At 69.1% G+C, this 26,333-nt stretch carries 26 protein-coding genes and 1 tRNA gene; 10 read left to right on the forward strand and 17 right to left on the reverse strand.

Going from position 1 to position 26,333, the window contains the following annotated elements; genetic code table 11:
- Nucleotides 1-214 precede the first annotated feature (214 nt).
- Nucleotides 215-1,204: a Gfo/Idh/MocA family protein gene (locus tag ACQFZP_RS09595; protein ID WP_211891177.1), complete on the forward strand. Its 990-nt coding sequence runs from the start codon at nucleotides 215-217 to the stop codon at nucleotides 1,202-1,204.
- 82 nt (nucleotides 1,205-1,286) lie between these two features.
- Here ACQFZP_RS09595 and ACQFZP_RS09600 read toward each other — a convergent pair.
- Nucleotides 1,287-1,368, reverse strand: a tRNA-Tyr gene (locus tag ACQFZP_RS09600).
- A 123-nt stretch (nucleotides 1,369-1,491) separates the two neighbouring features.
- Between ACQFZP_RS09600 and ACQFZP_RS09605 the strand changes: the two genes are divergently transcribed.
- Together ACQFZP_RS09605 and cls are read left to right on the forward strand one after the other, a co-directional pair.
- The gene (locus ACQFZP_RS09605; RefSeq protein WP_104310980.1) at nucleotides 1,492-1,980 is read left to right on the forward strand and encodes a YajQ family cyclic di-GMP-binding protein; all 489 of its coding nucleotides are present in this window, start codon (nucleotides 1,492-1,494) and stop codon (nucleotides 1,978-1,980) included.
- 56 nt (nucleotides 1,981-2,036) lie between these two features.
- A complete protein-coding gene (gene cls, locus ACQFZP_RS09610; protein ID WP_211891517.1) occupies nucleotides 2,037-3,551 on the forward strand; it encodes a cardiolipin synthase in 1,515 nt (504 codons plus the stop codon).
- A 272-nt stretch (nucleotides 3,552-3,823) separates the two neighbouring features.
- On the opposite strand, the gene ACQFZP_RS09615 is transcribed toward cls, so the two are convergent.
- The 3 genes from ACQFZP_RS09615 to ACQFZP_RS09625 form a co-directional block, all read right to left on the reverse strand.
- Nucleotides 3,824-5,188 carry an FAD-dependent oxidoreductase gene (locus ACQFZP_RS09615; RefSeq protein ID WP_211891178.1) on the reverse strand — a complete coding sequence of 455 codons (1,365 nt, stop codon included), beginning with the start codon at nucleotides 5,186-5,188 and terminating at the stop codon, nucleotides 3,824-3,826.
- An 87-nt stretch (nucleotides 5,189-5,275) separates the two neighbouring features.
- The gene (locus tag ACQFZP_RS09620; RefSeq protein ID WP_211891179.1) at nucleotides 5,276-6,373 is read right to left on the reverse strand and encodes a polyprenyl synthetase family protein; all 1,098 of its coding nucleotides are present in this window, start codon (nucleotides 6,371-6,373) and stop codon (nucleotides 5,276-5,278) included.
- Between the two features lie 101 nt (nucleotides 6,374-6,474).
- Nucleotides 6,475-7,203, reverse strand: coding sequence for a class I SAM-dependent methyltransferase (locus ACQFZP_RS09625; protein WP_104310978.1), 729 nt, complete (start codon nucleotides 7,201-7,203; stop codon nucleotides 6,475-6,477).
- A gap of 93 nt (nucleotides 7,204-7,296) precedes the next feature.
- Between ACQFZP_RS09625 and ACQFZP_RS09630 the strand changes: the two genes are divergently transcribed.
- A complete protein-coding gene (locus tag ACQFZP_RS09630; RefSeq protein ID WP_211891180.1) occupies nucleotides 7,297-8,607 on the forward strand; it encodes an isochorismate synthase in 1,311 nt (436 codons plus the stop codon).
- A gap of 86 nt (nucleotides 8,608-8,693) precedes the next feature.
- Nucleotides 8,694-9,149: an ASCH domain-containing protein gene (locus ACQFZP_RS09635; RefSeq protein ID WP_211891518.1), complete on the forward strand. Its 456-nt coding sequence runs from the start codon at nucleotides 8,694-8,696 to the stop codon at nucleotides 9,147-9,149.
- A gap of 25 nt (nucleotides 9,150-9,174) precedes the next feature.
- Here ACQFZP_RS09635 and ACQFZP_RS09640 read toward each other — a convergent pair whose 3' ends face one another.
- Nucleotides 9,175-10,026, reverse strand: coding sequence for a PPK2 family polyphosphate kinase (locus ACQFZP_RS09640; RefSeq protein ID WP_211891181.1), 852 nt, complete (start codon nucleotides 10,024-10,026; stop codon nucleotides 9,175-9,177).
- A 95-nt stretch (nucleotides 10,027-10,121) separates the two neighbouring features.
- Between ACQFZP_RS09640 and ACQFZP_RS09645 the strand changes: the two genes are divergently transcribed.
- Nucleotides 10,122-10,331 (forward strand): Rv0909 family putative TA system antitoxin, encoded by a 210-nt coding sequence (locus tag ACQFZP_RS09645; protein ID WP_104254545.1) that lies wholly within the window; start codon nucleotides 10,122-10,124, stop codon nucleotides 10,329-10,331.
- Nucleotides 10,332-10,391: 60 nt separating this feature from the next.
- Here ACQFZP_RS09645 and ACQFZP_RS09650 read toward each other — a convergent pair whose 3' ends face one another.
- Nucleotides 10,392-10,886, reverse strand: a complete 495-nt coding sequence (locus ACQFZP_RS09650) for an acyl-CoA thioesterase (RefSeq protein WP_374100757.1) — start codon at nucleotides 10,884-10,886, stop codon at nucleotides 10,392-10,394.
- A 122-nt stretch (nucleotides 10,887-11,008) separates the two neighbouring features.
- Between ACQFZP_RS09650 and ACQFZP_RS09655 the strand changes: the two genes are divergently transcribed.
- Nucleotides 11,009-11,614, forward strand: coding sequence for an LppP/LprE family lipoprotein (locus ACQFZP_RS09655; protein WP_211891182.1), 606 nt, complete (start codon nucleotides 11,009-11,011; stop codon nucleotides 11,612-11,614).
- Nucleotides 11,615-11,653: 39 nt separating this feature from the next.
- Here ACQFZP_RS09655 and menD read toward each other — a convergent pair whose 3' ends face one another.
- Together menD and ACQFZP_RS09665 are read right to left on the reverse strand one after the other, a co-directional pair.
- Nucleotides 11,654-13,528 carry a 2-succinyl-5-enolpyruvyl-6-hydroxy-3-cyclohexene-1-carboxylic-acid synthase gene (gene menD, locus ACQFZP_RS09660; protein WP_307852806.1) on the reverse strand — a complete coding sequence of 625 codons (1,875 nt, stop codon included), beginning with the start codon at nucleotides 13,526-13,528 and terminating at the stop codon, nucleotides 11,654-11,656.
- Nucleotides 13,521-14,090 carry a PLDc N-terminal domain-containing protein gene (locus ACQFZP_RS09665; RefSeq protein WP_211891183.1) on the reverse strand — a complete coding sequence of 190 codons (570 nt, stop codon included), beginning with the start codon at nucleotides 14,088-14,090 and terminating at the stop codon, nucleotides 13,521-13,523. The genes menD and ACQFZP_RS09665 overlap by 8 nt, the downstream gene beginning before the upstream one ends.
- A 96-nt stretch (nucleotides 14,091-14,186) precedes the next feature.
- Between ACQFZP_RS09665 and ACQFZP_RS09670 the strand changes: the two genes are divergently transcribed.
- Nucleotides 14,187-14,573 (forward strand): DUF4229 domain-containing protein, encoded by a 387-nt coding sequence (locus ACQFZP_RS09670; RefSeq protein WP_104310892.1) that lies wholly within the window; start codon nucleotides 14,187-14,189, stop codon nucleotides 14,571-14,573.
- On the opposite strand, the gene ACQFZP_RS09675 is transcribed toward ACQFZP_RS09670, so the two are convergent.
- The gene (locus ACQFZP_RS09675; protein ID WP_307852807.1) at nucleotides 14,570-15,547 is read right to left on the reverse strand and encodes a 1,4-dihydroxy-2-naphthoate polyprenyltransferase; all 978 of its coding nucleotides are present in this window, start codon (nucleotides 15,545-15,547) and stop codon (nucleotides 14,570-14,572) included. The genes ACQFZP_RS09670 and ACQFZP_RS09675 overlap by 4 nt on opposite strands.
- Nucleotides 15,548-15,706: 159 nt before the next feature.
- Here ACQFZP_RS09675 and ACQFZP_RS09680 point away from each other — a divergent pair, with 159 nt between their 5' ends.
- The gene (locus ACQFZP_RS09680) at nucleotides 15,707-16,945 is read left to right on the forward strand and encodes an SGNH/GDSL hydrolase family protein (RefSeq protein WP_211891184.1); all 1,239 of its coding nucleotides are present in this window, start codon (nucleotides 15,707-15,709) and stop codon (nucleotides 16,943-16,945) included.
- 137 nt (nucleotides 16,946-17,082) lie between these two features.
- Here ACQFZP_RS09680 and ACQFZP_RS09685 read toward each other — a convergent pair whose 3' ends face one another.
- The 3 genes from ACQFZP_RS09685 to ACQFZP_RS09695 form a co-directional block, all read right to left on the reverse strand.
- Nucleotides 17,083-18,441: an AMP-binding protein gene (locus ACQFZP_RS09685; protein ID WP_211891185.1), complete on the reverse strand. Its 1,359-nt coding sequence runs from the start codon at nucleotides 18,439-18,441 to the stop codon at nucleotides 17,083-17,085.
- A 40-nt stretch (nucleotides 18,442-18,481) separates the two neighbouring features.
- On the reverse strand, nucleotides 18,482-19,393 hold the full coding sequence (locus tag ACQFZP_RS09690) for a 1,4-dihydroxy-2-naphthoyl-CoA synthase (protein WP_151423960.1): 912 nt from the start codon (nucleotides 19,391-19,393) through the stop codon (nucleotides 18,482-18,484).
- Between the two features lie 72 nt (nucleotides 19,394-19,465).
- Nucleotides 19,466-20,002 (reverse strand): hypothetical protein, encoded by a 537-nt coding sequence (locus ACQFZP_RS09695; RefSeq protein ID WP_104310887.1) that lies wholly within the window; start codon nucleotides 20,000-20,002, stop codon nucleotides 19,466-19,468.
- Nucleotides 20,003-20,176: 174 nt separating this feature from the next.
- Between ACQFZP_RS09695 and ACQFZP_RS09700 the strand changes: the two genes are divergently transcribed.
- A complete protein-coding gene (locus ACQFZP_RS09700) occupies nucleotides 20,177-21,175 on the forward strand; it encodes an o-succinylbenzoate synthase (RefSeq protein WP_211891186.1) in 999 nt (332 codons plus the stop codon).
- A 34-nt stretch (nucleotides 21,176-21,209) separates the two neighbouring features.
- Here the strand turns inward: ACQFZP_RS09700 and ccsB are convergent, their stop codons facing one another.
- Genes ccsB through ACQFZP_RS09725 form a run of 5 tightly spaced genes read right to left on the reverse strand, consistent with a single transcriptional unit; the run spans nucleotide 21,210 to nucleotide 26,313 of the window.
- A complete protein-coding gene (gene ccsB / locus ACQFZP_RS09705; RefSeq protein WP_104310885.1) occupies nucleotides 21,210-22,304 on the reverse strand; it encodes a c-type cytochrome biogenesis protein CcsB in 1,095 nt (364 codons plus the stop codon).
- Nucleotides 22,301-24,112: a cytochrome c biogenesis protein ResB gene (resB, locus tag ACQFZP_RS09710; protein ID WP_211891187.1), complete on the reverse strand. Its 1,812-nt coding sequence runs from the start codon at nucleotides 24,110-24,112 to the stop codon at nucleotides 22,301-22,303. The genes ccsB and resB overlap by 4 nt, the downstream gene beginning before the upstream one ends.
- Entirely contained in the window at nucleotides 24,096-24,980 is an 885-nt protein-coding gene (locus ACQFZP_RS09715; RefSeq protein WP_374100765.1) for a cytochrome c biogenesis CcdA family protein, read from the reverse strand. The genes resB and ACQFZP_RS09715 overlap by 17 nt, the downstream gene beginning before the upstream one ends.
- A 53-nt stretch (nucleotides 24,981-25,033) precedes the next feature.
- Entirely contained in the window at nucleotides 25,034-25,669 is a 636-nt protein-coding gene (locus ACQFZP_RS09720; RefSeq protein WP_307852808.1) for a TlpA family protein disulfide reductase, read from the reverse strand.
- The gene (locus ACQFZP_RS09725; RefSeq protein WP_104310883.1) at nucleotides 25,666-26,313 is read right to left on the reverse strand and encodes a histidine phosphatase family protein; all 648 of its coding nucleotides are present in this window, start codon (nucleotides 26,311-26,313) and stop codon (nucleotides 25,666-25,668) included. Before ACQFZP_RS09725 ends, ACQFZP_RS09720 begins: the two co-directional genes overlap by 4 nt.
- Nucleotides 26,314-26,333 lie beyond the last annotated feature (20 nt).

The following is a 26,333-nucleotide window of genomic DNA, read 5'->3' on the forward strand; positions in this document are numbered from 1 at the left end:
GTCTTCTCCGGTCCTCGTCGAAAGCTGTGCGCCAATTCTGGCCTGGCCATCGCCGCGGTTGATCCTCGCGGGTGAACGATCAGCGTCTGTGCGGGTGACGCCCAGGTGCAGGATCGGCGTGCTCCCGGCCAGCGTCGACGAGGGCGGCTCCTCGCAGAGCACCCACGAGAACCACCAGTGGATGCTCGACGGACCGCTCGGGTAGGTTCGCGTCATGCAGAAGATCAGGTGGGCCATCCTCGGGCCGGGTGCGATCGCGGAGTCGTTCGCGACGTGGCTGCCGAGCTCCGAACATGGCGAGCTGCGAGCGGTCGCCAGCCGCGACGCCGAACGGGCATCGGCCTTCGCCGCCCGTTACGGGGCAGCGGTCTCCGGGACCTACGCCGAGATCCTGGCGCGCGATGACATCGACGCCGTCTACGTCGCCACCGTGCACACGACGCACGCGGAGCTCGCGATCGCAGCGCTCGAGGCCGGGAAGGCAGTGCTGTGCGAGAAGCCTCTGGCCCCGAGCGCCGCCGAGACGGAGCTGGTCCTCGAGGCTGCCGAACGCGCCGGCCTGCCCGCCGTGGAGGCCTACAAGCACCGCTTCAGTCCGCTTGCCCGTGCCGTCGACCGTCGCCTCAAGTGGGGCCAGGTCGCCGCGCCCCTGCACGTGCACGCCCAGTTCGGCTTCGCGGCCGGCAGCAGGGACGGACGCCTGTTCGACCCGCAGCTCGCGGGCGGAGCGATCTTCGATGTCGGCGGCTACCCTGTCTCCTTCGCCGTCAGCGCCGCGGCCTCGGCCGGCATCGCGCTTCCGGAGCTGCACCTCGCGCACCCGGACGGACGCATCGAGGCTGGAGTCGACGTCCACTCCTCCGCCAGCGTCGAGGCGGACGGCTTCACCGCCTTCGTCGAGTGCTCCATCGACACCCAGCTCACGAAGCGCGCCGACATCGTCGGAGATGGCGGCTGGATCACTCTCGAGAACGCCTTCGGCGACCGCGACCTGTCGCCGAACGTGCTCAGCCACATCCACGAGGGGCAGAGGCGTCGCATCGAGGTGGCGCAGGTGCACCCGTTCGCGGCCGAGGCGGATGCGGTGTCGCGCGCGCTGAGGGACGGTCGCCTCGAGTCACGCGCCATGCCGTGGGAGCAGACGCGCACGGTCGCGCGCCTCCTCGACGCCTGGCACGCTGGCGTGATGGAGGCGCAGGCGTGATGGCGTCCGGGACGTCCGCCTGATCAGGCCCAGATAGCAATGACGCGAGACATCTGGTGGATGTCTCGCGTCATGGCGTTCGTGGCGAGTGAGGGATTCGAACCCCCGAATGCTGAGCAGTCTGATTTACAGTCAGATCCCTTTGGCCGCTTGGGTAACTCGCCAGTGCACAGCGCGAAGCGCAAACGTGCAGGCTAGAGACTACCGACTTCCACCCGGTTTGTCGAAACGACGCGGACGCACCCCCGCTCACGAGATTGTCGGCGGTCCTCGCTACCATGGTGGGCATGGCAGATTCCTCGTTTGATGTCGTTAACAAGGTCGACAAGATGGAGGCGGACAACGCCGTCAACCAAGCGCAGAAGGAGCTCGAGACGCGCTATGACTTCAAGGGCGTCGGCGCCTCGGTCGATTGGTCTGGCGAGAAGCTCCTCCTCAAGGCCTCCAGCGAAGAGCGCGTGAAGGCGGTGCTCGATGTCCTGCAGACCAAGTTCATCAAGCGCGGCTTCTCGCTGAAGACGCTCGACGTCGGTGAGCCGTACGCCTCCGGCAAGGAGTACCGCATCGAAGCCTCCCTGAAGGAGGGCATCGACCAGCCGAGCGCGAAGAAGCTCACGAAGCTCATCCGCGACGAAGGCCCCAAGAGCGTGAAGGCGCAGATCCAGGGCGACGAGCTCCGTGTCTCGTCGAAGAGCCGTGACGATCTGCAGGCGACGATGGCGCTGCTCAAGGGCGCCGACGTCGACGTCGACCTCCAGTTCGTCAACCGCCGCTAGTGCCCCCGGGGGCGCCGATGGCCGCGCTCGATCCGAGCACGGCCATCGGCGCGCTCATGCCCTGGTACCCGGAATTCGGCCTCACCGGGTTCTGGCTCGGCGCGGTCGCCACGGTCTACGTGCTCATCATCGTCACGTCGGTCGTCGTGATCCCCCGAAACCGGCGACCCACGACGGCGCTCGCCTGGATCATCACGATCATCCTCATCCCCTACCTCGGCGTCGTCCTCTTCTTCCTGTTCGGCACGAACCAGCTGCCAACTCGCCGCCGACGCATGCAGGCTCAGGTCGACGGCATCATCCGCGACGCCACCGACCAGATCGCCCCGGCCGAGCAGGTCATCACGAGCCCCTCGTGGTTCGCCCAGGTCACCAAGCTCGGCGAGCACCTCACCGCGATCCCCCTCGCCGACGGCAACCGTCTCGAGCTGCACGGCACCTACAACCGGGCCATCCGTCGAATGGCCGACGAGATCGACGAGGCCGAGAGCTACGTCAACGTGCTCTTCTACGCCATGAGCCACGACGACGCCACCGCCCCGTTCTTCGACGCGCTCGAACGCGCCGTGCAGCGCGGCGTGACCGTCCGCGTCCTCTTCGACCATGTCGGCTCGATGCGCTACCGCGGCTACAAGAAGATGAAGCACCGCCTCACCCAGATCGGCGCCGACTGGCACCGGATGCTCTCGCTCTACCCGTGGCAGGGCGGCATGCAGCGCGTCGACCTGCGCAACCATCGCAAGCTGCTCGTCGTGGACGGCCGCACGGCCTACCTCGGCTCACAGAACCTCATCTCCCGCGACTACCACCGCGGCCCCAAGCCGGGCGGCGACGACCTCAAGTGGAAAGACCTCATGCTCCGCATGGAGGGGCCCATGGTCACCGGCGTCAACGCCGTCTTCATCTCCGACTGGTACGCCGAGACAGAAGAGCTCCTCACCGACGTCTTCGAGAACGACCCGGTCACCCCGGAACCCGACGAGGCGGAAGCCGAGATCGAATCCGGCGACCAGCACGACGTGTTCCCCTGCCAGCTCGTCCCAAGCGGCCCCGGCTACGAGAACGAGAACAACCTGCGCCTCTTCAACCAGCTGCTCTATGCAGCGCGGGAGCGCATCGTCATCGTCAGCCCCTACTTCGTGCCAGACGATTCACTCATGTACGCCATCACGACGGCCGTGCAGCGAGGCGTCAGCGTCGAACTCTTCGTGGGCGAGATCGCCGACCAGTTCTTCGTCTTCCACGCCCAGCGCTCCTACTACGAGGCGCTCCTCCGCGCCGGCGTCAGGATCATGCTGTACCGGCGCCCCTACATCCTGCACTCGAAGCACATCACCTTCGACGACTCCGTCACCCTCATCGGCTCCAGCAACATGGACATGCGCTCGTTCACCCTCAACGCAGAGCTCATGCTCATGGTGCACGGCGAAGAGTTCGTGAACCGGATGCGCGAAGTCGAGAACGGCTACAGGCAGCGCAGCTTCGAGCTGACCCTCGACGAGTGGCGGCAGCGGCCCATCCTGACCCGCGCGCTCGACAACGTCGCCCGCCTCACCAGCGTCATCCAGTAGCGGCGCCCCATTGCGCCAACTGCGCTGATCTTGCCGAACGGTTCCCGGAACCGCCCCGGCAAAGAATCTCCAGCCGACGGCGAGCTCCCCCAGTGTCGCGCCGCGGTCAGAACGACCATTGCGACGCGGCTCAGCCGCCGGCTGAAGTGTTGACTCGGACCGGTTCAGGCCCGAAATCTCTTCCGCTCTCTGTGCGTACTCCGAGCGTACGAGGTGAACGAGCGTTCCGCGATGGGCAGAACTCCCCACTTCTTGAACGGCGACCAAAACCCCTATTCGCCCCGGGAAATCCTCGTCATCTCGTCTCGATCCACAACCTTGATCCGCTCACGGCCATTCGCCTCGCCGAGGGCAAGCTCGTGCGCATCGAGACGACGCCACCCAGCGAGGTCGGTGAAGCGCACCCCGCGCGATTCGAGCAGCTCGACGACTGAGGCCTCGCTCGCATCGGCGGGAGTCCACCAATTGCCCTGATCCGCGACGAGGTGCGTCACCGTCTCAAGTGCGTCCGACTTCGTGTGCCCGATCAGGCCGATGGGGCCGCGCTTGATCCACCCCGTCGCGTACATGCCGTTGACCTGCTGGTTGTCGTCGTCCCACACCTGCCCCTCACGGTTCGGGATGACGCCGTGATGCTCGTCGAACGGCACGCCGGGGAGCGGCGAGCCGAAGTAGCCGATGGCCCGGTAGACGGCCTGCACCGGGTACTCGACGAACTCGCCGGTCCCGCGCACGCCGCCCTCGGCGTCCGGCTCCGTGCGCTCGATCCGCAGCGCCCGGACGCGCTCGCCGTCTGGCCCGTCCTCCGTGAGCACCGCATCCGGCTTCGAGTAGAAGTGCAGGTGCAGGCGGCGCGAGGCGGTGAGCTCCCGCTCTCCGCGCCACTTGCCCATGATGCGCCCGATGACCATGAGCTGCTTGTTCGTCTTCGCGAGCTCGGCGGCCGCCGGGTCGCGGTCGAAGTCGTCCTCGTACACGATGACGTCCACGTCGGGCACCTCGCCGAGCTCCCGCAGCTCGAGTGGTGTGAACTTCACCTGCGCGGGCCCGCGTCGCCCGAAGACGTGCACGTCGGTGACGGGGCTCGCCTCGAGGCCCTCGACGACGTTCTGCGGCACCTCGGTGGACATGAGGTCCTTCGGGTGCTTCGCGAGCATGCGCGCGACATCGAGCGCCACGTTGCCGTTGCCGATGACGGCGACCTCGCGAGCGTCGAGCGGCCACGTCCGGGGCACGTCGGGGTGCCCGTCGTACCAGTTCACGAAGTCCGCGGCCCCGTAGCTGCCCTGCGCCTCGATGCCTGGGATGTCGAGGGAGGCGTCGCGGATGGCTCCCGTCGAGAAGATCACCGCGTGGTAGTGCTGCTTGAGGTCCTCGAGCGTGATGTCCTTGCCGAACTCCACTCCGCCGAACACCCGCATGACACCGGATTCGAGCACCTCGCGCAGGGCGTTGATGATGCCCTTGATGCGCGGGTGGTCAGGGGCGACCCCGTACCGCACGAGCCCGTACGGCGCTGGCAGCTTGTCGAACAGGTCGATGGACAGGTCGAACTGGCGCTCCATCTTCTGCAGGATGTCGGCCGCGTAGATGCCGGCTGGTCCTGCGCCGACGATGGCAAGGCGGAGCGTGGTCACATGTCCTCCAGGACGGGTCGAGGTGGAGGCTCGCGAGGTGTCGTCCTCCGGAAGGGGTCAGGGGTGAGCCGTCTCGGGACGCCTCGGTCAGCGATCGCGGCTGACGACCTCCGCGGCGAAGCGCTCGAGCGCGTTCTTCGCCGGGCCGGCTTTCAGCGGCCGCAGGGCTTCGACGGCGAGCGTCACCCAGTTCTGGGCTTCGTCGATCGTGAGCTGCGTCACGCGGTGCTCGCGGAGTTCGGTGATGATGCTCGAGATCTCCTCTTCGCTCGCGCGAGTCTCCTCCGGTTGCTCGTTGACGCCGGCGACGCGGGTGCGGATGCGCTCCAGCAGGTCGCGGCTCGCTTCGTCGGTCGCCGCCTGGCGTTCCAGCAGCAGCACAGGGAGGGTCTCGACACCCGCGCGCAGGTCGGTGCCCGCGAGCTTGCCCGTCGTGTCCGGGTTCTGCTGCAGGTCGATGACATCATCGGCGAGCTGGAAGGCGACGCCGACTCGCTCGCCGTATTCGGCAAGCGCCGCGACGACCGTCTCTGGTGCGTTCGACACGATCGCGCCGAACTGAGCGGCGGCGGAGATGAGGGAGCCCGTCTTGTCGGCGAGGACACCCACGTAGTGGTCGATGCGGTCGGTGCCGGCCGACGGCCCGGTCGTCTCACGCATCTGCCCGAGCACGAGCCGCTCGAAGATCGAAGCCTGCAGCCGGACGGCGCGAAGGCCCAGCTCGGAGAAGAGCAGGCTCGAACGGGCGAAGAGCAGGTCGCCGGCGAGGATCGCGATGGAGTTGCCCCACTGGAGGTGCGCGGCGGCGACGCCTCGACGCAGCTCGGCCTCATCCATGACGTCGTCGTGGTAGAGCGACGCGAGGTGCGTGAGCTCGACCGCGGCAGCTGCCGTGATGACATCGTCGGAGCCCGGCGTCTCGCCGAACTGCGACGAGAGCACCGTGAGCATGGGGCGCAGGCGCTTCCCGCCGGCGTTGAGGAGGTAGCGGGCGGTGACGTCGGCGATCTCGTCGGCGTACTGCACCTCGGCGCGGAGGCGGGCCTCGACCGCGGCCAATCCAGCGTCGAGCCGCTCTCGCAGCACGTCGGACTTCGGACCGTCGAAGAGGTCGTCGGTTCCGCCCGGCACCACGGTGCTTCGCGCCTTGCGGCGCTGTTCGGTCTTGGGGAGCTCCACGCTCATGTCTCCTGGTGGTTCAGGTGTTCCGTCCGAAGGAGATCTCCGCACGAACTGGGTTGGGGTGCAGGTGGCGCTGGGCCGGTGCCTGCTGGCTTCCGTCTCCCCTAGCTGGGGGCGCTGCCGGTCTCGGCGAGCGGGACGAATGCCTTGTGCAGCGCGACGACACCGGCCGAGAGGTTGCGATACTTGACCCGTTCGAAGCCCGCCTCCCGCAGCCAGGATGCCAGCTCACGCTGCGCGGGCCACGCGATGATCGATTCGTTCAGGTACGTGTATGCCTCGGGGTCGCTGCTCACGAGCTTCACGATGCTCGGCATCGCGAGCTGCATGTAGGCGCGGTAGCCCGTGCGGATGATGGCCTGCGGCGGCGTCGAGAACTCGGCGATGACGAGGCGTCCGCCCGGCTTCGTGACACGCAGCATCTCCCGCAGTGCGACTTTCGGCTCCTGCACGTTGCGCAGGCCGAAGCTCACCGTCGACGCGTCGAACGTGTTGTCGTCGAAGGGGAGCTTGGTCGCGTCACCCTGCACGAACTCGATGCGTGGGTTGGCACCGTGGATGCGCTTGCCCTCCTCGATCATGCCGGCGGAGAAGTCGAGGGCGGTGACCTTGGCACCAGCGTCGGCGAGGACCTTGCTGACCGTGCCGGTGCCTGCGGCGACATCGAGGATCTTCTCACCCGGCTGCGGGGCGATCGCGTGGCGGGTCTGCACACGCCAGCGCGGCGCGTTGCCCATGCTCAGGATGTCGTTCGTCTCGTCGTATTTCTTGGAAACACGGTCGAACATCGACGACACTTGCTCGGGTCGCTTGTTCAGGTCGGCTTTGGTCACCGGATCATCCTACGTTGCGGCGCAGGCTTCGCCCTGGCCGCGTTCAGGCGGACTCCCGGGGCCGCCCTTCGCGCCGGGTTTAGGCTTGCGGTCGTGCCAGCTGTCAACGCTCCCCGCTTGCGCGCGCGGACCATCGAGGTGCCGCATTCCGGCGATCTCCTCCGCTTCGCCTCCCCGACCTCCCCCCTCGTGTGGCTTCGGCAGGGCGACGGCATCGTCGCTTCGGGACGTGCCTGGCGGGGCGAATTCACCGGCGAGGCGCGCATCCCAGACTCCGCCGAGGCCTGGCGGCAGGTTGTCGAGGCGGCCGACATCGACGACACCGCCAACACCACCGGCTCCGGCCTCGTCGCCTTCGGGGCGTTCGCGTTCGCGGCCGAGTCCGGGGCGCGCAGCGTGCTCGAGGTGCCAGAGCTCATCGTCGGTCGCCGCGGCTCGGTCTCCTTCGTGACCGCCATCACCGCGGACGGATCCGACCCGAAGCCACTCCTGCCCGAGGCTCAGCCGTTCGGCGAGACGGACGCAACGGCGCTCCTCGAGGACGGCCTCATGTCGTCCGACGAGCACCGCCGCGCGATCGATCGGGCACTGGACCTCATCCACACGGGCCACCTCTCGAAGGTCGTCCTGGCGCGCGAACAGCACGGCAGGCTCCCAGCTGGCGCCGACCGCCGCCGCCTGCTCGCGCGCCTCGCGTCCGCGTATCCCGAGTGCTGGACCTACGCCGTCGACGGCCTCACCGGCACCAGCCCCGAGACGCTCGTCCGGGTCCTCGAGCGTCAGGTCTCGGCTCGTGTGCTCGCCGGCACTGCACCGCGCGGTGCCGACGAGGAAGCGGATGCACGCGCAGAGGCGCGGCTCCGCCACAGCGAGAAGAACCTCGCCGAGCACCGCTACGCCGTCGAGAGCGCGCTCGCGTCCCTCGAGACGCTCGACACGCACGACGACCCCGGCACAGGTCTCACGAGCAGTCGCGTCCCCTTCACGCTCAAGCTGCCGAACCTCTGGCACCTGGCGAGCGACATCCGCGGCACCCTCCCGACCGGTGTGACGGTGCTGGATCTCGTGGACGCCCTCCACCCGACGGCGGCGGTCGGCGGCACCCCCACCCCGGCTGCCCTCGACGCGATCCTGGCTCTGGAGCCGTTCGACCGGCAGCGCTACGCCGGCCCCGTCGGCTGGGTCGGCGCTGGCGGCGACGGCGAGTGGGCAGTCGCACTCCGCGGTGCGGAGATCGACGCGAGCGGGTCGATCACGGCATACGCGGGCGGCGGCATCGTGGCCTCCTCGGACGCATCGGACGAGTACCGCGAGACGCAGCTGAAGTTCCGCCCCATCGTGGAGGCGCTGCGCGGCGAGGCGGAGGACGAGTCGCGGCCTCGCGGCGGGGAGATGACGCGGTGACGGACGCGACCAGCAACGCCAGCAACAGCAACCAGGCGCTCGGACGCACCGAGCTCCCGAGCGTCGACCGTGCGGCCGCCGCCGTGATGTGGGACGAGTACCGCGCCGCCAACCAGAGCGCCGCCGCGTCGGCGTCCGACTACACGGTCGAGTACTTCGGGGACAGCGTCGAGCTCGCCGACGAGCTGCTCGCGCTCGTGACCCACGGCCCGAAGCGCGCGACCGCAGGACTCGTCGAGGAGTTCGCCGAGGAGAGCGAGCCTCTCCCCCGCATCGGTTCGCACTGGATCGCCTGCGATGGCCGCGGCGCGCCAGTCGTCGTGATCCGCAGCACAGAGCTGCGCATCGGCACGTTCGACAGCGTCGACGCCGCCTTCGCCTATGACGAGGGTGAAGACGACCGCAGCCTCGACAGCTGGCGTCGCGAGCACCTCCGCTACTGGGAGCGCACGCGCGCCGCCGCCGGCCGGGAGTTCACTCTGGAGCACGAGATCGTCCTCGAACGATTCAGCGTCGTCTGGCCGCCCGAGCTCGCCGACTGAGCGAGCCCCGCCGTCTGAGCGGGTGTCAGGCGCTCTCCGCCAGGCGCCGCTTCTCGGTCTCGACGTCGAAGTCCGCGGCAGGCCACTGCAGCTCGAAGCCGCGCAGCGCATCCAGCAGCAGCCCCTTCACGACAAGCCGCGAGAACCACTTCCTGTTCGCCGGAACGCAGTACCACGGGGATGTCTCCGTCGACGTGCGTCGCAGCGCGATCTCGTAGGCATCCTGGTACTGGTCCCAGAGGAGGCGCTCATCGACGTCACCGGGGTTGTACTTCCAGTGCTTATCCGGACGCTCGAGCCGTTCCGCGAGGCGAGCACCCTGCTCGTCCTTCGAGATGTGCAGCATCACCTTGATGAGCTTCGTCCCGGATGGGGCGAGCTCGTCCTCGAAATCGACGATCGCCCCGTAGCGCCGCTCGATCTCCTCCGGCGGTGCGAATGAGCGCACGCGCTGGATGAGGACGTCCTCGTAGTGCGATCGGTCGAACACGCCGATCTTGCCTGCCGCGGGCAGCTGCTTGCGGATGCGGACGAGGAAGTCCTGCTCACGCTCTTCAGGCGTCGGCGCCTTGAACGACGCGATCTGCACGCCCTGCGGGTCGACCCCGCCGATGACGTGACGCACGATTCCACCTTTGCCGGACGTGTCCATGCCCTGCAGCAGGAGCAGCACGGAAGGGGCCGCCCGGCCGGCACGCGCGTTCGCGAACATGCGCTCCTGCAGCTCGGCAATCTCCTCGTCGTGCTCGGTGAAGAGGGCGGCCGCGTCTGCCTTCTTGCCAGTGAAACCAGGTGTCGAGTCGGGGTCGACCGAGCCCAGATCGAAGTCGGGGGCAACGCGCAGCACTGCGGCGTCTTCGGTGGTGAAGTGAGGCATGAGACCAGGCTAACGCCACCGCCTGGCACTAGGCTTTGGCACCGCGACGGCTTCCACGACGGAGAGGGAGCGGCGCTCGAGCGAGGGAGAACCACATGGGCATCGAAGACATCACCGGCAAGGCGCAGGAGTTCCTGAAGGACCCGCGCGTCACCGAAGCGCTGAAGAGCGAGCAGGCGGAGGACGTGAGCGACAAGATCCTCGACGGCGTCGCGGATGCGGCCCAGAAGGCCACCGGTGACAAGTTCACCGATCAGATCAAGGGCGCCCGAGACGCGGCCGACAAGCAGGTCGGCAACCAGTAGCGCCGCGGCTCAGCTGCACGAGGAGGGCGCTCGGGAGACCGGGTGCCCTCCTGCGCGTGATCAGCGTCGCTCCTCGCCCGCCGTCGGGACCGCGATGGTGCCGGTCTTCGGGTGCGTCGTCGGCATCCGGTCGCGGGCGTAGGTGATGGTCGAGTAGCCGTGCGGCTCGGGCGTGCCCTCGTCGCCGAGGCTCACGAAGACGATCTTCTCGATGGAGAGGATCGTGCGGCGCGTGATCATGTTGCGCACGACGGCTCTCATCGTCATGGAGGTACGCCCGAAGTGGGTCGCGACGAGGCCCATCTCGATGAGGTCACCCTGCTCGGCCGACGCCTCGAAGTTGATCTCCGAGATGTACTTCGTCACGCACCGGTAGTTGCCGAGCTGGATGATCGCGTAGATCGCGGCCTCTTCGTCGATCCAGCGCAGCAGGCTGCCGCCGAAGAGCGTGCCGTTGGCGTTGAGGTCTTCGGGGCGCACCCACTTCCTCGTGTGGAAGTTCATGGCACCGTCCGCAGCCGCGGGTGCCTCTGGGGTCGTGGATGAGGGGGCCATCGTTCCTCCGGGAATCGTCGCTGGACATGCCAGATCAGCATATGTCCTGACATAAGCACTCCCTGGATCCGTCAAGCCTCGCTCATTAGCCTTCGGGAATGTCGACTGAGGAGGGCTCCACCATGCGAATCCCACGATCAGCACAAATCCCCGCCGCCATCGCGTTCCTCGCCGCCGCATCCCTCGGCATCAGCGGGTGCGCGGCGACCACCACGCCACAGACCGCTGAGACGACACCAGCCGCCACGGTCACCGTGACCGCGACGACGACACCCGCCTCCGAGAGCGAGCCGAGCGAAGCACCCGCGCCGGAGACCGCCTGCACGGACTCGACACAGGCCGCGGCCCTCGAGACCGCACTGCCTCAGGTGGAGGCATACCCGGACTTCCCCGACCTGCCGTGGGTCGCGGCCGAACCCGACCGCGAGACCTGGGATGCGTGCGCGCCCCTCTCGTACGTGGTCGTCACGCTCGAGGGCGGCACCGCGTCCACCCCGCACCACATCCTGCTCTTCCACAGTGGTGCGTACGTCGGCACGGCGACGGCCGATGCCTACGGCTTCCTGCCCGAGATCGGGCAGCTCTCCGACACCCTCATCACCGTCACCTACCGCTACCCGCTGCCCGGCGAGCCGAACGCTGCCCCGACGGGCGAGGCGGTCGCCACCTTCGCGTGGGATGCGGCGACGCAATCCGTCGTGATGGACGGCGATCTTCCGCCCGCCTGAACCGCGGTGGCGCGGCCTGCTGCGCGCCTGCTTCGGGCCTCAGCCTCGAGACAGGGGAACCTCGATCAGGATGCGCTCGTGCTCGCGCGAGACAAGCGCGCCCTGGAGGTCCGCGCGCGTCTCCGCTCGGCAGTAGCTCCAGCCGTACGCGGTCGCCAGCGCCTCGAGGTCGACCCTGGTGGGCGTGTAGAGCACCCGCGTGTGCGCCTCCGCGGCTGCGGTCCGGGCCACCTCGAGGTCGTCGAAGATGGTGCCCCCGCCGTCGTTGCCGACGATGAGCTGCACGCGTGGGGCCCACTCGCCCCCCTGCCCGATCAGCAAGGAGGACGCATCGTGCAGCAGCGTGAGGTCGCCGATCAGCGCCCGCGTCACGCCGCCCTGAGCTGACACCGGACCGCCGAGCTGGCTGCCGACGGCGACTCCGAGCGTCGTCGCGATCGTGCCGTCGATGCCCGCGAGACCGCGGTTGGCGTGGACCCGGATGGGCTTGCCCGCCACCTGGGCGTCGAGCGAGCGGATGAGCGTCGACGCTCCGAGCACCAGGCGGTCGTGCGGCCACGTCGCGCTCCACACCGCCTCCGCGAGCATCCGCCGGTCGACCTTGGTGCGAGCGACCGCCAGTTCCTGCTTCGCGAAGCGGCCCCGCACCGCGGTGTCACTGGAACGAGACGCCTCGATGTCGGGTGCGGGAGTCTGCTCGGCATCCGCCTCCATCAGCTCTCGACTCGCGAGCACCCACTCGCGGAGCCACGCGCGAGATTCGGTTCTGGCATGCGCGTCGGCGGTCGGCACCGGATGCACGCGCACGGCGTCGACGTGCGCCGCGACCGCGTGCCCCGGGTTGTACGGCTCGCCGCCGGTCGGCCCGACGACCACCGCGTGGACGTCATCGTGTGCGATGAGCTGGGGAATCTCGCGACTGAGCGTCGGATGGCCGAAGACCAGGACCCGCTCGATGGCGTCGCGGAGGTCTGGGCGCGGGGAGGTCGGGCCAAGGAGCTGACGGTAGGCGAGCACGAGGTTGCGGCCGTAGCGAGAACCGCTCGTGGCCTCGGCGATGAGGGGCCAGCTACCGTCGTGCGCCACCTTCTCCGCTTCAGGGCCGGCAGCGGCGCCTGCGATGACGAGCGTGCGGGGCCATTCGGCCGCCTCGATGTCGAGCGTCTCGGCTCCGGATGCGGGTGGCTCGTCCTGCCCTGGTGCAGCCCGACCCTGGTCCGCCGCGACTCGGTCGGCGGGGGCGAGGGTTGCCGCCCCAGCGGCCCACGCGTCCAGTTCAGGAACGGCGACGCTCAGCGGGTCGCGGAAGGCGAGGTTCAGGTGCAGCGGCCCGCGCGTCGCGGCTGCCCGCATCGCGAGGCGCTCGGCGAGCGATACCTCATCGGCGGCCCCGACCGGCGCTTGCACGGCATCGTGCGGGACGTTGGGGCCGAAGATGCCCGGCTGCGTCGTGGCCTGGTTCGCGCCGATTCCGAGGAGCTCCTCCGGGCGGTCCGCAGTGACGGCGACCAGCGGCACGGTGGCATGGAACGCCTCGAGCATGGCCGGGAGGAGGTTGGCGACCGCTGTCCCGGACGTCGTGATGACGGGGACCGCTCGCCCGGTCTCGGCGGCGAGGCCAAGCGCGAAGAAGCCGGCGGAGCGCTCATCGATGCGGACGTGCAGCCGAACCGCGCCGACGCGCTCCAGCTCGGCCGCGACCAGCGACAGCGCCTGCGAGCGAGACCCAGGGCAGACGACGAGATCGGTGACCCCGCGCTGGACGAGCTGGGCCAGGAAGTCGAGACTGAAGTCCGTCGCCGGGTTTCCGGTACGCGGCAGCGAAGCGGGCACCGGCGTCGAGGCAGCCGACGCGTCGCCCCCTGCGGGGTGCTGCGAGTGGGGAGGTTCGGGTTCGACGTGCCGATCAGGCACGGGACGACCCGTCACCCTGAGTCCAGTCGTCCTTGTGCTCGATGGGTTCTCCATCATGGCCAGCGTCGCCAGCGTCACCCTTGCGCGGCTTCTTGCCCCCGAGCTCCGGCTTGGCGGGCCTCTCGGTCTTATCAGCCTTCGAGGCCCGCTCACCCTTCACGGGCTCGTCTGCCGCATCCTCCAGCGCCGTCGCAGCGCCACCTTCGGTCACGGGGCCCTTCGGCGCGGCGGCCGGGAACTCCACGTCGTCAAGGGCCTTGAGCTCTTCCTCCAGCTTCCGGATGCGCTCCTCGCTGTCGGACTCGATGCCGATGGACTTCAGGAACGTCTCGTCGTCGTCCGGTGTCGTCTGCACGGGCTTGACGGCGGTCGCGTTGCCTCGGACCTTGCCGAAGAACAGCCAGAGGAGCGGGCCGACCACGGGGACCAGCAAGACGACGACGACCCAGACGGGTTTCGGCAGCGCACGAGTGCGCTTTGCGTCCGTCATCGCGCAATCGACCACGGCGAAGATGGTCACCGCGACGACGATGACTGCGGCAGTAATGAGGAGGCGAGACATGGTCCCCCGAGGATACGCGACTTGCCTCCACCCGACCTGGTGGTGCCTGTGCCCTGGGCGAACCTGGGCTCACCCGGTCGCTCGTAGAATTGCGGGATGAACTCGAAGCGCGCCTGGCTCGTCTACTCCGTCATCAGACTGCTCGCGTTCGCGGTGCCATTCGCCGTCGTCATGCTGGCCCTGCCCGCCTGGCAGTGGAACTGGCTGGCCGGCGCCCTCATCGGTGCCGTCATCAGCGCGTGCATCTCCGTCATCTTCCTGCGCGGCACACGCCAGCAGATGGGCGACGACCTGCAGCGCCTCACCGAGCGCAAGGATGCGCGCACCGCCGACGACAAGGACGAGGACGCGGCCTTGGACTCCACCGCTGAGACCGAGGCGGCCGAACCCGTCAAGGCCACGTCCGAGACCGAGCCTGCCGAGGCCGACCCCGGTGAAGAGCCGACGCCCGACTCTTCGCCGCAGCGCTCACCGAGCAGCTAGCGCACGTACCCGCTGAAGACGATGCCGAAGCCGAGCAGCAGCGCGTAGGCGAGCGTCGCGAAGCTCGTCAGCATGAGCGCGAGGATCAGCTCTTTGGGCTTGCGGGCAGTCGATGCGATGAGGACTGCGGGAGCGGCGAGCAGCAGCGCGAAGAATGTGAAGATCGCGTTGCGGTACGCGATGGCGAAGAGGATGGCCAGCACGAACGGCGCCAGCGTGAAGACGCCGAAGAGCCAGCGCGAGACGACGGGGCCGACGAGCACGGCGAGCGTTCGCTTGCCGGCGAGGCGGTCCTGCTCGATGTCACGGATGTTGTTGACCATGAGCACGGCGCAGGCGAAGAGGCCGATCGCGGTGGCCATGATCCACACGTTCGTGGAGACGCTGCCGATCTGCACGAACGTCGTGCCGGCGGTCGCGACGAGGCCGAAGAACACGAAGACGAACACCTCGCCGAGCCCCGCGTATCCGTACGGACGCTTGCCACCCGTATAGAACCAGGCCGCCAGGATCGCGGCCGCGCCGACGGCCAGCAGCCACCACTGTCCGGAAGTGACGACCAGGAAGAGACCTGCGAGGGCGCCGAGGCCGAAGAAGATGAACGCGACGAGTCGCACGCGCTTCGGGTCGACGAGGCCCGAACCGGTCAGACGGGCGGGGCCGACGCGATAGGCGTCGGTACCGCGGATGCCGTCGGAGTAGTCGTTCGCGTAGTTCACGCCGATCTGCAGGCAGAGGGCGACCGCGAGACACGCGAGCGCGCGCACCCGGTGGTACTCGCCGAGCGGCCCATCGACGATCGCGCCAGCCGTGCCGAGCAGCACCGGTGCGATGGCGAGCGGGAGCGTGCGCAGCCGGGCACCGGAGATCCAGGCGCGCGCATCCAGCTTGCGCACCTCGCCGGCTTTCGGCCGGGGCCGCTGCGTCGGGTTCGCTTGCTGCTTCCGCTGTCTCTGCTTCTGTTTCTGCGCCACGGAGCGATTCTAGAGGGCGGCGCGCGGCCCGCATCCCTGCGACGACGGTTCGCGGCCCCGAGAAGCGAGCTCGCCATCCCGTTCCCGGCCAGCGTCACGGTGGCACTATGAGACCATCACCTCCCATCCCCCGCACGACGTCCGCTCCACAGGAGATCCATGACTTCCCGATCACGCGTTCGCGCGGCGGCCGTCTGCCTCGCGACCGCAGCTATCGCCCTCCTCGTGGCTCCCGGGGCCCTCGCGGCGCCCCTCGGCGATCCGACGGTGAACGGAGGCACGCAGGGACGTGAGTACATCGCCTTGGGCGACTCGTACTCGGCCGGCTTCGGGCTCGTGCCGTTCAGCGAGGAGCCCGCCGCCGGCTGCTTCCAGGCAGTCGCGAACTACCCGCACCGCATCGCCGACTCGCTCGGCCTGACCCTCGACGACCGCACGTGCAGCGGCGCCGTCACCGCCGACATCCGCGATGTCGAGCAGGTCACCGGGGCAGGCGCGAGCGCACCAGTGCAGTCGGCGAGCCTGTCCGCCACGACCGAGATCGTCACCCTGTCGATCGGCGGCAACGACCTGCAGTTCTCGGACATCGCCGCCTCGTGCATCGCAGCGAGCTCCCTCGGGCCCCTCGTCGCCGATCAGACCACGCCCAACTGCCGTTCGAAGTACGTCGTCAGCGGAGGAGGCGTCGAAGTCGACACCTTGAAGGACCGCATCGACTCGCTGGTCGCCCCTGCTCTGGCGTCGACGTTCGCCCTCATCACCGAGAAGGCACCCAACGCCGAGATCGTCGTCGTCGGGTACCCCGCCATCACCCCGGACCCCACGAACACGCCGGTCGGCGGCTGCTTCTCCCCAGCCTTCACCTCGGCGGGCTACCCGGAGAACTCCTTCCCGTTCACCGACGTCGACACCGCATACCTGCATGAGACGGAAGTGCGCCTCGACGCGGCCATACAGACGGCGGCCGAGGCCATCGGCGCCACCTTCATCTCCACCCTCGAGGCGACGGCCGCCCACTCCGCCTGCACGACCACGGATCCGTACATGAGCGGCATCACACTGGAACCTGGTGAGGGAACGCCGACCACACCCGGCGCATCCCTCAAGCTCGGCGCCCTCCATCCCAACGAGGCCGGCGTCGCCTACCTCGCGGAGGCCGTCGGGGCGGAGCTGCGGGCGATCTTCGAGCCCGGCACGCCCGAGGCGACCGCGCCGACTCCCGCGGCCAGTGCGACCGCCACCGCCCAGCCGACGGCCCCGGCACCGGCCGCGCCGACCGCGCCACTGGTCATCGTCGGCGTGCTGGTCCTGCTCGGAGCCGGAATCGGCACGGCAATCTTCGTCCGACGACGATCGGCCGCCGCCAACCGCACACACAAGCACGCCCCCGAGGCCTGACTCCGCAGAGCGCAGGGCCGTCGTTCGCCGCGACCTGGGCTGATCGAACCCCCTCAGGTTCGACGTCCGGCCGCTGTGCAGCACCATCATGGTGCAGCGCATGGTGCAGCCGCCGACGGCCGGCATCGGCGACAGGCTCAGGCCTCGTCGGCACCTCCGTGGGCGAGCCGCGCGACCAGGTCCTCCAGCGATCGACGGTCCGGCTTCCCACTGGGCAGGAGCGGGATGCTGCGCGCGACCACAAGGAGCGCCGGACGAGCCGCACGGCCAGCGGCCGCCGTCGCCTCGCGGATGGAGCGCCAACGCTCGTCGGCTGCGAGCTCACGCGCATCCAGCAACGTCGCCACGGCGCCGGGCTGGGACGTGTCGGGCCCCCACGCGGACGTCTCCACCACCAGCGCGGGCACCTGCCCCCACTGCTCGGACGGCGCGGCGACGACAACGGCCCCCTCCAGGCCGGGCAGGCGGCGCACGATGCCCTCGACCCGGTCGAGCAGCACCTTCTCGCCACCGGAGACGATGACGTTGTCGAGTCGACCCGTCACCACGAGTCGTTCGCGGCCCGTGGCCTCGTCGATCTCGAAGCGGCCGCCGTCGCTCGTGCGGTACCAGCGCACCCCGTCGTCCTCGACGAACGCCTCAGCGGTCCGGCGCGGGTCACCGAGGTAGCCGGCGCAGAGCACGGGGCCCGCCAGCTGCACCTCGCCGTCGCGGATGCGCACCTTGACCCCGTCGAGCGGCTCCCCGTTGTAGAGGCTGCCGCCGCTCGTCTCGCTCGAGCCGTAGCTCGTCGCGAGGTTCCAGCCGAGCTCCTCCGCCCGCGACCGGAGGGCTGGTGGCAGCGCCTGCCCTCCGACGAGGATCGCGTCGAAGCGCGCGACGGCGCCCGCGATCGGACCAGCGCCCAGCTCGGCTTCGGCGGCGTCGAGCAGCCGCACGAGCTGTGCCGGGACGAGAGACACGTAGCGCCGCTCGGCGGTCAGCTCACCCGCCGCGCGCGCGAAGCCCTCGGCGGTGAAATGCTCATCGCCCAGCACAACAGGCTCGGTTCCAGCGATGATCGACCGCATGAGCACCTGGGCGCCCGCGACGTAGGAGGCCGGCAGCGTCAGCAGCCACTGTCGCGTGGGATCGGCTGGCTGACCGGGGGCACCGAAGAGCTCATCGAACCTGGCGTACGTGGCCGCCGCGGACGCGCGCAGTGCGCTCTCCTCGAGCATGACCCGTTTCGGCTCGGCAGTCGAGCCGCTCGTCTCGATGACGAGCACCACGTCGCCCGGGACGCGCTGGAGGACATCGTGATCGGGACGGTCGGCGTCCAGCCTGGGCGTAGTTGCCGAGTCGCGTGAGGACTGCGACGGGCCTGCCGTCGGCAGGACGGCCGGACCCCCGCCATCCAGGGCCCGCTCGAGCGCCGCGGTGACGGCGGCCGGGTCGCGCGCATCCACCCGAACAAGCCGCCGCAAGCCTGCGCCGCCCGATGGTGCGGCCGTCATCGCGAGGACCCCACCGCCGAACCGCGCCGGCCGGCGGGCGCTAGAACTGCCACGGGAACGGCGACCAGTCAGGCTCGCGCTTCTCGAGGAACGAGTCGCGACCCTCGACGGCCTCATCGGTTCCGTAGGCGAGGCGAGTCGCCTCGCCGGCGAACACCTGCTGGCCCACGAGGCCGTCATCGACCGCGTTGAACGCGAACTTCAGCATGCGGATCGCCGTCGGCGACTTCGTCAGGATCGTCTCCGCCATCCGCACAGCCTCGACCTCGAGCTCCGCGTGCGGCACCACCCGGTTCACGGTGCCCATCTCCATGGCCCGATCCGCCGAGTACTCCTCCGCGAGGAAGAACACCTCGCGCGCGAACTTCTGCCCGACCTGCTTCGCGAAGTACGCGGAGCCGTAGCCGGCGTCGAACGACCCGACGTCCGCATCCGTCTGCTTGAACTTCGCGTGCTCGCGCGACGCGATCGACAGGTCGCACACCACATGCAGGGAGTGCCCGCCGCCGGCCGCCCACCCCGGGACGACCGCGATGACAACCTTCGGCATGAAGCGGATGAGGCGCTGCACCTCGAGGATGTGCAGGCGCCCGTTACGGGCCGCGTCGATCGTGTCGCGCGTCTCACCGTCGGCGTACTTGTACCCGTCGCGACCACGGATGCGCTGGTCGCCGCCCGAGCAGAACGCCCAGCCGCCGTCCTTCGGGCTCGGCCCGTTGCCGGTCAGCAGCACCACGCCGACGCGTGGGTTCATGCGCGCGTCATCGAGCGCCCGCGCCAGCTCGTCGACCGTCTGCGGCCTGAACGCGTTGCGGACCTCAGGCCGGTTGAAGGCGACACGGGCGATGCGCCCCGTGACATCCAGGTGATACGTGAGGTCGGTGAGCTCCTCGAAGCCCGGGACGGTGCGCCAGCGCTCGGCGTCGAAGAGTTCGGAGACGAAGGCAGTCATGCCCCAACGCTAACCGACTCGCGGCCGTGACCAGACGGCTGTCGGCCGAACAGGGCCCGGCTCCGTCAGGAACTACCAGAGAGGCGGCGCAACAGGCAGCGTGCCGCCGTTTGCGATGAGCTGGACGAGCGTGTTGCCGACCAGCCACGCTGGCGGCGCACCGAACGGCAAGCCGAGGATGAGCGCGAAGATCGCAGCCCCCCTCGCGCTGTTGAAGATGATGCCCCAGAGCGCCAGAGCGATCGTCAGGAATCCGGCGATTCCCGCCGTGAGCAGCCACATCTCGATCTCGAACTTGCGGTCGATGCCGAACAGGTTCGACGCGTAGAAGAACACGAACACGTCCGCCAGCACAGTGATGAGCACACCGAGCAGCGCCCAGTGCCCTGCCGACCAACGGCGCGGGTTGAACGCGATCTCGTACCAGGTGCGCTGGACGAGCGTGCCATGCCGGTGCTGGGGCTTGTCGTATCCAGGCTTGCCGACGACCGACACAGAGCGCGCGGGCTGTCGTGCCACCGGCGCCGGGCCGAGGAGGCCGTCGTCGAAGTCCTCGTCAGCCGGCGGAGGGCTGAAGCGAGGTGCGGGGCTGGAGAGATTCGTAGACATAAGGGTTTCACGTCCGGTGTGACGGATCGATGCCTCAGCCTAGCGCGATCCGGACGGATCGCACCCAGCTCGGCCGCTTGTCCCCGTCCGGCGCGACAGCGGCACGAGCCAGCAGCTGCGGCTCGGACCAGTGACCGCCGCGCCAGCCGTCGAGAAGCGCGAGAGAATGGGCCCATGCAGCTGCCCGACCTGGACGAGCTCCTCGCTCGCACGCACATCGTGACGCTCCCCCTGGTGACGCGTTTCCGGGGCGTGGATGCGCGGGAGGCCGCGATCATCCGTGGCACCCAAGCCTGGAGCGAGTTCTCGCCGTTCCTCGAGTACGAAGACGCGGAGGCCGCGAACTGGCTGCGCGCGGCCCTCGAGTTCGGCTTCGACGCTTCCTTGCCTCGGTGCTCTGACGGGGAGGTGTGGGTCAACGCGACCGTGCCTGCCGTCGAGACGTCGAAGCTCGACAGCGTGCTCGCGCGCTTCGACGGCTGCCGCACGGCGAAGATCAAAGTCGCGGAGCGCGGGCAGGTGCTCGCCGACGACGTCGCCAGGGTGCGAGGGGTGCGCGAGCGACTGGGCGCCGACGCACGGCTGCGCATCGACGCGAACGGCGGCTGGTCGGTCGACGAGGCGGTCCGAGCGCTCCGCTCGCTCTCGCGCTTCGACCTCGAATACGCGGAGCAGCCCTGCTCGACCGCCCTGGAGCTCGTGGAGCTTCGGGGGCGCCTCGCTGGCGAGGGAATCGCCGTGCCGATCGCCGCCGACGAGTCCATCCGCAAGGCCGAGGACCCGCTCGAGGTCGCGCGTCTCGGTGCGGCGGACGTCATCGTCGTGAAGATGCAGCCCCTGGGAGGTGTTCGCCGCGCCGCCGAGATCGTACGCGCGACGGGGCTCCCGGCCACGGTATCGAGTGCCCTCGACTCGTCCGTCGGCATCGCGATGGGCGCACAGCTCGTCGCGGCCCTCCCCGAGCCGAGGCACGATGCCGGTCTCGGCACGGCGTCGCTCCTTGCGGACGACGTCGTGGCGGAACCACTCCGCCCACGCGCCGGGCGCATCCCGCTTGCCCCGGTGACGATCGACGAAGCCGCGCTCGACCGCCTCGCGTCCCCGGCCCCGCGTCAGGACTGGTGGCGCGCCCGCATCAGTCGCTGCCACGCGCTGCTCGCCGCTTCGGCCTGACCTCGGCCGGAGGTCGGCCTGAGGGCTCGCGGGCCTACAGGCCCGAGTAGGCGTGCAGCCCCTTGAAGAAGACGTTGACGACACCGAAGTTGAACATGACCGTGGCGAACCCGGCGATGGCCAGCCACGCCGAGGGTGACCCTCGCCAGCCGCGCGTCGCTCGGGCGTGGATGTAGCCGGCGTAGACCACCCAGATGATGAAGGTCCACACCTCCTTGGTGTCCCAGCCCCAGTAGCGACCCCAGGCGCGTTCCGCCCAGACCGCACCAGCCATGAGGGTGAAGGTCCAGAGGATGAAGCCGACGATGTTGATGCGGTAGGCGAGGTTCTCGAGGCGCACCGCATCCGGCAGCGCCGAGAGGAGCTTGAGCCGCGACGGGAGACCGGCGCGCACGCGGGCGACGCGACGCGTCTGCAGGAGCTGCGCGACGCTCAGGCCGGCACCGATGGCGAGGCACCCGGTCGCGAGGGAGGCGACGAACACGTGGATGACGAGCCACACCGACTGGAGCGCGGGTGCGAGCGGCACGACGTCGACGTAGAAGCCGAGCGTGGCGATGCCGAGCGTGATGACGGTGAAGCCAGTGATGAAGGTGCCGAGGAAGCGCACGTCCGCCCAGAAGCGGGCGAGCAGGAAGACGAGCACGATGAGCAGCGTCGAGGTCATCGAGTACTCGAACATGTTCGACCAGGGCACACGGTCGGCGGCGATGCCGCGAAGGACCGTGGCCGCGAGGTGCACGAGGAAGGCCGCGACCGTGAGCCACATGGCGATCCGAAGCGACGGGGTCGCCCTCGTGTCGCGCCAGGCATCACCCGATTCGGTGCGAGTGGATGCGAGCGAAACGGAGCTCGAGGGATCCTCCGTCGTGTAGCTGGCCGGTTCCGCCATCTCTCGCTCGCGCGCTGCTGTGTCGTACGTGCTCGCGCCCGCCGAACCGGCGGCCGCGCCGACGAGTGCGTTGCGACGCGCGGCGGTCGCTCCGACGGCGGACTGCCGCTCGGTGCGTTCGGCGGCCCGCGCGCTGCGTCCCGCCAGATCGAGGGAGAACGCGATGAACGCGACCGCGTAGACCGCCATGGCGATGTAGAGGAGCAGGTTCGACCAGCTGGACAGCGTTTCGATCATGGAGCTTCCTGAGTGGGAGAAGAGGCGAGCGCCGCGCCTTGGTTGCCGGCGCCGGGTTCTGAGCTTTGGGTGGGCTCGGTTCGTTGAGAGCCCGAAGAGTCGCGGGCCGGCGACGCGGGTTCGGCTAAGCCTACGATTTTTCTCGTGTGCAGGTCGAGGAGATCGTTGACGGCCGCTGCCAGCTGCGGGTCGTCGCCGCGGGCGAGGCCCGCGTACTCGACGAGCACGGTGCCGTCGGCGCGCGTGGTGGCCTTCACCCACAGGCGGCGCCGTGGCACGAGCAGTGACGTGAAGAGCCCGCCGATGATGAGCACCGCGAAGATGAGGACCGGGATCTGCGTCGGGTCGTCGTGCACGTCGAACGAGGCGTAGCGGGGAACCTCGCCGAGTTCGATGGTGCCGAGACCGTTCGGGAGCTCGGCCGTCTCCCCGGGGCGCAGCTCGATGGGCTTGACGTCGAGATCACGTGCGGCGATCGGTGTGAGCGTGTCGGTGTCGAGCGTGTAGACGGACCTCGGCACCCCCTCGTCGAGGCCGAGGTCGCCCGAGTAGACGTTGAGCGTCAGCATCGGGTCGCGAAGATCGGGGTGGTTGGAGGTGAGGGCACCCGACTCGAGCTCCACCGCCGACGGGTAGAAGAAGCCGAGCATGCCGATCTGCTCGTCGAGTCCATCCGGCACCTTCACGACGCCCATGGAGGTGAGGAAGGAGTCCTGCGGAAGGAACGGCACGAAGTCTGAGAACACGGCGTTGCCGTCTGGGTCTCGCACGGTGATCTCCGGGGCGTACCCGTTGCCGAGGAGGTAGCTGTCGGTGCCCGCGAAGCGAAGGGGGTCGTTGACGCGGACGGTCTCGCTTCTGGCTTCGCCGCCCGGTGTGTTGACGGTCACGTTCGCCGCGTAGTCGGTGGCCTGCCCGATGGCGTTCTGGTTCTCTTCCTCGTACGTGATGTCGAAGGAGTCGAGGCGCATGGAGAACGGCGCGAGCGCGTCCGGGGTGAAGAAGCGGCCAGGGTTGAACGACGAGTAGCTGACGAGCCCGTTCACGAAGGTCTGGCCTTCGACGAGCACCCGCTGCCCTGACCAGGTGTAGCCGCCGCCGATGCCGACCGCGACGATGATGCCGACCATGGCGGAGTGGAACACCAGGTTGCCGGTCTCGCGCATGTACCCGCGCTCCGCGGAGACCGAGACCCCGCGCCTGCCGTCGTCGAAGATGACCGTGCGGTACCTCTTGTCGCGCAGCACCTTGGCGGCTTCGTCGATGACGCCACCGCGCTTCGGGTCGAGAGAGGCGTCGAGCACCTGCGTCGAGTAGGCGTCGAGCCGCGAGAGGCGCGCCGGGGTCTTCGGGGGCTTCGAGCGCAGCGCGTCCCAGTGGTGCTTGATGCGCGGGATGATGCAGCCGATGAGCGAGACGAACAGCAGCAGGTAGATGGCGGTGAACCACGGCGAGCTGTAGACGTCGAACATGCCGATGTCGTCGAGGAACGGAGCGATCTCGGGGTACGTGTCCTGGTAGACGATGACGCCGTTCGGGTCGCTCGAGCGCTGCGGCACGAGCGAGCCAGGCACGGCCGCGATCGCGAGGAGCAGAAGCAGCAGGAGCGCGGTGCGCATGCTCGTGAGCTGACGCCAGGCGGTGCGCAGCCAAGCGACGAGGGCGGACGCACGGCCGGACTTCTTGACGCCGCCCGGCCTGTTGGACGTCGTCGCGCCCGCGGCTCCGGATGCGGTCTTCTTCGGCTGCCGATCGCGGGCTTCGAAGCCGTCCTTGCCCGCGTCGAAATGATCAGAGGGGCGCGACATAACCGGGGAGCATCGCGGCGAACGCGAACATGATCTGCTGCCAGACGCCGATGAGCATCAGGAATCCAAGGACGATGAGGAGGCCTCCGCCAATCAGGTTGATGGTTCGGATGTGCTTGCGGAGCCAGTTGACTCCCGTGGTCACGCGGCCGAGCCCGAGTGCGATGAGGATGAACGGCAGGCCGAGCCCGACGCAGTAGAAGAACGCGAGCAGGGCGCCCCTGGACGGGGAGGCCGTCTGCGCCCCGAGGGCCATGATCGCGGCGAGCGTCGGGCCGAGGCACGGGGTCCACCCGATGCCGAAGACCACGCCGAGCAGCGGTGCACCCAGCAACCCGGATGGGGCGAACTTCAGGCGCGCGGTGCGCTGCATGAACGACACCTGGCCGATGAAGACGACACCCATGAGGATGACGATCGCGCCGAGCACCCGCATGACTGCGCCCTGGTACTGGATCAGCCAAATGCCGATCTGCCCGAACGCTGCGCCGGAGAGCACGTAGATGACGGAGAACCCGAGCACGAAGAGGGTCGCGCCGAACGCGACCCGGCCTCGACCGGTGGTGAGGCGGGTGACGAGGGAGGGCTTCGCGGGCGCGGTCGACGCTGCGGAGGAGCCTGTGCTCGAGCCACCGCCCACCGCTGCTGCAGCAGAAGCCGCGCCTCCTCCGGTGCCCCCTGCGGCCACTGCTCCGATCGGGGTGCGCGAGGTGGTCTTGGCTGGCGCATCCTGAGCGACAGCCCCGACGAGCCCGAGGTACCCGGGGACGACCGGGAGCACGCACGGAGACGCGAAGGAGATGAGGCCCGCGAGGAGGGCGAGGGGGATCGCGAGGAGCAGCTGCCCGCTCACGATGGTCTCGCCGATCGCGTTGCCGGGTGCGATGGCGGTCAGTGCGGATGCTGCGAAGAGGGCAGTGGTCACTTGCTGCTCTCGGCGAGGGTGTCGGTGATCATCGAGCCGAGGATCGACGGGTCGATGGGGCCCCGGATGACCGACGCCACGCGGCCCTCGGCGTCGAGCACGAGCGTCGACGGAATGGCCTGAGGTGGCACGTTGTCCGCGAAGGCGAGGCGGACGCTGGCGTCGTCGACGTCGAGGATCGACGGGTAGGTGATGCCCTGCGTCTCAGCGAACGCCTTGGCCGTCGCGGCCTGGTCGTAGATGTTCACGCCGACGAACTCGACGCCGTCGCCTTCGTGCTCTTCCCACAGCGCCTGCAGATCGGGCGCTTCGAGGCGGCACGGTGGGCACGCCGCGTACCAGAAGTTCACAACGGTGACCGACCCTGCGAGGTCCTCGCTCGACAGCTCGTCGCCGAACTCGGTGATGCCACCGAATTCGATCGGCGCCTGGCGCTCTTCCGCTGGGAAGATCTCGTAGCTGCCGTCGCTCGCCACGGTGCCTGCTCCAGCGTCGCGTGCCTGATCGGCGAGGTCTTCGCTCGGGGCGCACGCGGCCAGCAGGAGCATCGCCGCAACACCCAACGAGGCGAACGCGACGCGAAGGGGTCGGGCAGAGCGCGACATCTTCACGCTCTCTGAGCGGATGGTCACACGGCTCCCTCATCGGTGGCGGCGCTAAGTTCCTGCGCCGCCGGTTCGCGGTAGTCGGCTTCCACGAAGCCGGTTGCGGGGTGGTACTCCAGCGTCGTGATGCTCGAGAGCGAGCACCGCCGGTGCTTCGGGTTGTGCGGGAGCGGCTCTTTCGAGAGCGCTCGGTGCACCATCCAGATCGGCAGCTGGTGAGAGACCACGATAACATCGCCGCCGTCAGCGAGCTCTGCGCCGTCGAGCACCGCCTCGCGCATGCGGGCGACGATGGACTTGTACGCCTCCCCCCAGCTGGGACGCAGCGGGTTGACGAGCTTCGGCCACGATCCTGGGCGACGCAGCGCGCCGTACTTGCCCGTCATGCGCCTGCCCTCGAACGCGTTCGTGGGTTCGATGACCCGCTCGTCGATGACCGGTTCGAGCCCGAACAGCTCGGCGATGGGCGCCGCAGACTCGCGGGTCCTCTGCAGCGGAGAAACGACGAGTCGGGTCGCCGGTACGGCACGGGCGTGCAGGTCTTCTGCGGTCACGCGCGCCATGCGGGCGCCGAGCTCCGAGAGCCCGAAGCCTGGGAGCCGCCCGTAGAGGAGCCCATTGGGGTTTTCGACCTCGCCGTGGCGGACGAGGTGGATTCGCTGTGCCGCCATGCAATCCAGTCTACGAACCG

This window comes from Pseudoclavibacter sp. Marseille-Q434, from assembly GCF_050315415.1.
Lineage (GTDB): Bacteria > Actinomycetota > Actinomycetes > Actinomycetales > Microbacteriaceae > Pseudoclavibacter.

Coding starts and splice junctions, on each gene's coding strand:
- resB (WP_211891187.1), bottom strand. CDS start 24,112: ATGTCGCGCCCCTCTGATCATTTCGACGCGGGCAAGGACGGCTTCGAA.
- cls (WP_211891517.1), top strand. CDS start 2,037: ATGCCCTGGTACCCGGAATTCGGCCTCACCGGGTTCTGGCTCGGCGCG.
- ACQFZP_RS09680 (WP_211891184.1), top strand. CDS start 15,707: ATGACTTCCCGATCACGCGTTCGCGCGGCGGCCGTCTGCCTCGCGACC.
- ACQFZP_RS09655 (WP_211891182.1), top strand. CDS start 11,009: ATGCGAATCCCACGATCAGCACAAATCCCCGCCGCCATCGCGTTCCTC.
- ACQFZP_RS09595 (WP_211891177.1), top strand. CDS start 215: ATGCAGAAGATCAGGTGGGCCATCCTCGGGCCGGGTGCGATCGCGGAG.
- ACQFZP_RS09695 (WP_104310887.1), bottom strand. CDS start 20,002: ATGTCTACGAATCTCTCCAGCCCCGCACCTCGCTTCAGCCCTCCGCCG.
- ACQFZP_RS09650 (WP_374100757.1), bottom strand. CDS start 10,886: ATGGCCCCCTCATCCACGACCCCAGAGGCACCCGCGGCTGCGGACGGT.
- ACQFZP_RS09605 (WP_104310980.1), top strand. CDS start 1,492: ATGGCAGATTCCTCGTTTGATGTCGTTAACAAGGTCGACAAGATGGAG.
- ACQFZP_RS09620 (WP_211891179.1), bottom strand. CDS start 6,373: ATGAGCGTGGAGCTCCCCAAGACCGAACAGCGCCGCAAGGCGCGAAGC.
- ACQFZP_RS09635 (WP_211891518.1), top strand. CDS start 8,694: ATGTGGGACGAGTACCGCGCCGCCAACCAGAGCGCCGCCGCGTCGGCG.
- ACQFZP_RS09725 (WP_104310883.1), bottom strand. CDS start 26,313: ATGGCGGCACAGCGAATCCACCTCGTCCGCCACGGCGAGGTCGAAAAC.
- ccsB (WP_104310885.1), bottom strand. CDS start 22,304: ATGATCGAAACGCTGTCCAGCTGGTCGAACCTGCTCCTCTACATCGCC.
- ACQFZP_RS09665 (WP_211891183.1), bottom strand. CDS start 14,090: ATGTCTCGCCTCCTCATTACTGCCGCAGTCATCGTCGTCGCGGTGACC.
- ACQFZP_RS09670 (WP_104310892.1), top strand. CDS start 14,187: ATGAACTCGAAGCGCGCCTGGCTCGTCTACTCCGTCATCAGACTGCTC.
- ACQFZP_RS09685 (WP_211891185.1), bottom strand. CDS start 18,441: ATGACGGCCGCACCATCGGGCGGCGCAGGCTTGCGGCGGCTTGTTCGG.
- ACQFZP_RS09645 (WP_104254545.1), top strand. CDS start 10,122: ATGGGCATCGAAGACATCACCGGCAAGGCGCAGGAGTTCCTGAAGGAC.
- ACQFZP_RS09690 (WP_151423960.1), bottom strand. CDS start 19,393: ATGACTGCCTTCGTCTCCGAACTCTTCGACGCCGAGCGCTGGCGCACC.
- ACQFZP_RS09700 (WP_211891186.1), top strand. CDS start 20,177: ATGCAGCTGCCCGACCTGGACGAGCTCCTCGCTCGCACGCACATCGTG.
- ACQFZP_RS09640 (WP_211891181.1), bottom strand. CDS start 10,026: ATGCCTCACTTCACCACCGAAGACGCCGCAGTGCTGCGCGTTGCCCCC.